Origin of the sequence: Suttonella ornithocola, from assembly GCF_001889065.1 — a bacterium.
Classification (GTDB): Bacteria; Pseudomonadota; Gammaproteobacteria; order Cardiobacteriales; family Cardiobacteriaceae; genus Suttonella_A; species Suttonella_A ornithocola.
In genome coordinates this window covers 1-3,448 of the sequence record NZ_LWHB01000168.1, presented here as the reverse complement: position 1 = coordinate 3,448, position 3,448 = coordinate 1, and the positions used below count along the sequence as shown (strand labels likewise).

The 3,448-nt window shown below is 37.0% G+C and carries 3 protein-coding genes; all 3 read right to left on the bottom strand.

What is annotated here, in order from left to right:
- Positions 1-18: 18 nt before the first annotated feature.
- The 3 genes from A5N85_RS11775 to pckA all read right to left on the bottom strand — a co-directional run bounded on the left by A5N85_RS11775 (position 19) and on the right by pckA (position 3,234).
- The gene (locus tag A5N85_RS11775) at positions 19-156 is read right to left on the bottom strand and encodes a helix-turn-helix domain-containing protein (protein WP_072577393.1); all 138 of its coding nucleotides are present in this window, start codon (positions 154-156) and stop codon (positions 19-21) included.
- Between the two features lie 9 nt (positions 157-165).
- Positions 166-1,485 (bottom strand): esterase-like activity of phytase family protein, encoded by a 1,320-nt coding sequence (locus tag A5N85_RS11770; protein WP_072577392.1) that lies wholly within the window; start codon positions 1,483-1,485, stop codon positions 166-168.
- 147 nt (positions 1,486-1,632) lie between these two features.
- Positions 1,633-3,234, bottom strand: a complete 1,602-nt coding sequence (gene pckA, locus A5N85_RS11765; RefSeq protein ID WP_072577391.1) for a phosphoenolpyruvate carboxykinase (ATP) — start codon at positions 3,232-3,234, stop codon at positions 1,633-1,635.
- Positions 3,235-3,448 lie beyond the last annotated feature (214 nt).

Sequence of the window (3,448 nt, the reverse complement as noted above, 5' to 3'; positions counted from 1 at the left end):
ATCTTTGAGGGCTTACGCTCAGTAAAGATGGGGATTTTTAATCCAGCTATAGACGGTGAATTTGCTGATCTTGTAGCGCTTTGCAACAGCGTGCCAAGTTTCTCCATTAGCAATATCGTTAAGAATTTTCTGTCGGAATTGGCTGCAGTAGGTCATAGGATATGCTCAGTTTATTTTTGATAATTCTACTACAAGTTGTTCTTTATATCTGCTTTGGATAGATTGGATTATAAGTGATTTTACTATATCGTTGCCCACAATAATATGACTCCCATCAACAACCCCAACATCTTCTATCGTAAAAAATGGGAATGTAAATACCCCATCATTTAAATCCTTACGCGCTTTATTATTTGGATCCTTAATATTCATCAAATCAATATAAGCAATTTTTTCAACTACGCGCCTATCTTTTGGCAAACGAACCTTATACACCCTTTTAAATTTAGCCGGTTTAGCAAAGCAATTCTTAGTATCTACTGCCACTTCTGAGCATGCCCTATCTGAAGCCCCCTCCAAATTATCCCTCTCAATAATCAAACCATACTCATCGTCAATCATATTAAAATCGCCAATAGCATGTTCTGACACTTCTAGTGGATAAAACCAGTATTTATCCGTGTATTTTTCTTTCTTTGTATCAAATGCTAAAATTCTCAAAACCACTTTTCCGTCTACAGATTCATATTCTCCATTTACAAATAAAGGTCCCTCTAATAAAGGATACAGTAAGCCCCCGTTCGGAGCAGCTGCCATTCCTTCAAAACCCTTTGAACGCTTAGCTTGAAATGCTGGCATTTTTTCATCTGGCTTACTGGGGAGTTTTAATGCAGGATTATCTGGTGATTGAATAATATTGCCCTCTACAATGGTTGGATAAACACCTTCCACAACACCATTTTTATTTGCCTTAATCAAATAAGGACCAAACTCATCACCTAGCCACAGTTTTCCATCAATCCATTGCACACTTTCTAAATCAAAATCCGCACCCGTTAAATAACGAGACTTGGTATCCTCATGAACAATGCGATAGGGAACAACCTTATTAGGATCTCGTAAAAAAACCGTTTCTAAAGGCTCTAAAATTCCCTTTTCCCAATCTATCTTATAACGACGTAAAAAAAGTGCCGCATCAGAAGAATTTGCTTTACTACCAAAACCATTGTCCGTTAATAACCAAACCGTTCCATCTTTATTCACAACAATTCCAGAATGTCCTTGGACAGATTGCCCTTCAAAAGGCAAAGCAAGCCCAGTTGGTCTTCCATCCGATTTTCCTTCAACGCTACCAATCTTTTCTACTCGCTCTCCCGTTGTAAATTTTCCGCTGACTTGCAAGTCTTCTGGAGCATCTTCGGGCATCTTTAAAAAAGTTTTAGCAGGTAAAATAGCATGACCTGCTAAAGTGGCTGTTACCTCAGTTTGTGCATAAGCTTGATGAAGAACTAACGCCAATAAACTACTTAATAAAATAGGCTTCATTTTTGCTCCTAAATAATCAACAAAAGCAAAGCCAGAATAATAGTCATTTGTAACAGAAATATGTCATAAAATTTGTCTTTACAAATTTTACCTATAAGAAAGCCGAGGAAGGCATCCTCGGCTTAAATTAAAGCATAATATCGCTAATTACACTTTTTTAGGTGCGGCTGCTTTAATCTCTTCATTTGCTTTATCAGCATAATTTTTACTGAAGTTTTGGTTAAAACGTTCAACTAAATCATTTGCATGTTCAGCGAATGCATTTTTATCACTCCAAGCATTTTCTGGTTGCAAAATTTCACTCGGAACATTTGGACACTCTGTCACAATCTCAAAGCCAAAGCGTGGGTCTTTGACAGTTGGCGCATTTGCTAACTCCCCTTTATTGATAGCATCAACAATCGCACGGCTATATTTCAATTTAATTCGCTCACCTTCATCGTAGCCACCGCCAGCCCAGCCAGTGTTAACTAACCAAACATCTACATTATGCTCACGGATTTTTTCCGCTAAAAGTTCTGCATATTTTGCTGGATGCCAAACCATGAAAGGCGCACCAAAGCAAGCCGAGAAAGTCGCTTGAGGCTCAGTAACGCCCATTTCAGTACCAGCAACTTTTGCAGTGTAACCACTAATGAAATGATACATCGCTTGTGCAGGACTTAATTTAGACACTGGTGGCAATACGCCAAAAGCATCACATGTTAAGAAAATAACATTTTTTGGCTGCCCCGCAACACAAGGAATACGAGCATTATCAATATGTTCGATAGGATAACTTGCACGCGTATTTTGTGTAATACTGGTATCAGCAAAGTCAACTACATGATTTTCATCTAAAATTACATTCTCTAACACTGTGCCATAACGAATAGCGCCAAAAATATCTGGTTCTTTTTCAGCTGATAAATCAATGGCTTTAGCGTAACAGCCACCTTCAATATTAAATACCCCATCATTTGTCCAGACATGCTCATCATCACCAATTAAATCACGATTAGGGTCTGCTGATAAAGTGGTTTTACCTGTCCCTGACAATCCGAAAAGAATCGTAGAAGTTTCACCATTATGCTCCACAGTAGCAGAACAGTGCATTGGTAGCTCACTTTCCAAAGGCATTAAATAGTTCATAATAGTGAACACACCTTTCTTCATTTCACCAGCATACTCTGTTCCAAGAATAACAAATTCTTTTCGCTCAAAAGATAGTGCAACACTTGTTGGCGTTTTTACGCCTTCAACAGAAGTATCCGCTGGATGCTCACCTGCATTGAAAATAACATAATCAGGTTCACCAAAATTTTCTAATTCTTCAGCTGTTGGACGAATAAGCATATTATGCATAAACAAAGCATGATAAGGACGAGTAGTAATGACTCGTACTTTACGACGATAACACGCATCCCAACCCGCAAAACCGTCTAAAACATAAAGATTTTCTGCATTATTTAAAGCCCTTATCGCAATTTCACGATTCCTTAAAAAAGAATCATCAGAAAATGGAATATTGATATCTCCCCACCAAATATTCTCTTTTGATTCTATATTTTCTACAATCCTTTTATCTTTAGGGGAGCGCCCCGTTTTTTCACCAGAATAAGCAACCAAAGCACCGCTAGAAGCTATCGCAGACTGTTTATCATTAGACAACGCTAATTGATAAAGCGCAGCTGGACTAGCATTACGATAAGCTTTTTGGCTAATACCATACTGACTAAGATCAAAATTTTTAGGGGCATGTACTGTCATAGTTTTCTCCTTGATGATAACAAAATTGATGCTATTATTTTATCAATTTTTTTACTATTGACGAAGGTTTTTTATCTTAAAAAATAACACGTATAATACGATAAAATCCTCAAAAATTCACATAAAAATAATGAAAAAATACTATTTAAAGAAAAATGTAACATTCACTTTTAATTCAGAAAAATATGAAAATACCTTAATTCATTACTGCTTG

What these genes read in the sequence shown, in the direction of transcription:
- A5N85_RS11775 (WP_072577393.1), bottom strand. Translation starts at nt 156, where the DNA reads ATGACCTACTGCAGCCAATTCCGACAGAAAATTCTTAACGATATTGCT.
- A5N85_RS11770 (WP_072577392.1), bottom strand. Translation starts at nt 1,485, where the DNA reads ATGAAGCCTATTTTATTAAGTAGTTTATTGGCGTTAGTTCTTCATCAA.
- pckA (WP_072577391.1), bottom strand. Translation starts at nt 3,234, where the DNA reads ATGACAGTACATGCCCCTAAAAATTTTGATCTTAGTCAGTATGGTATT.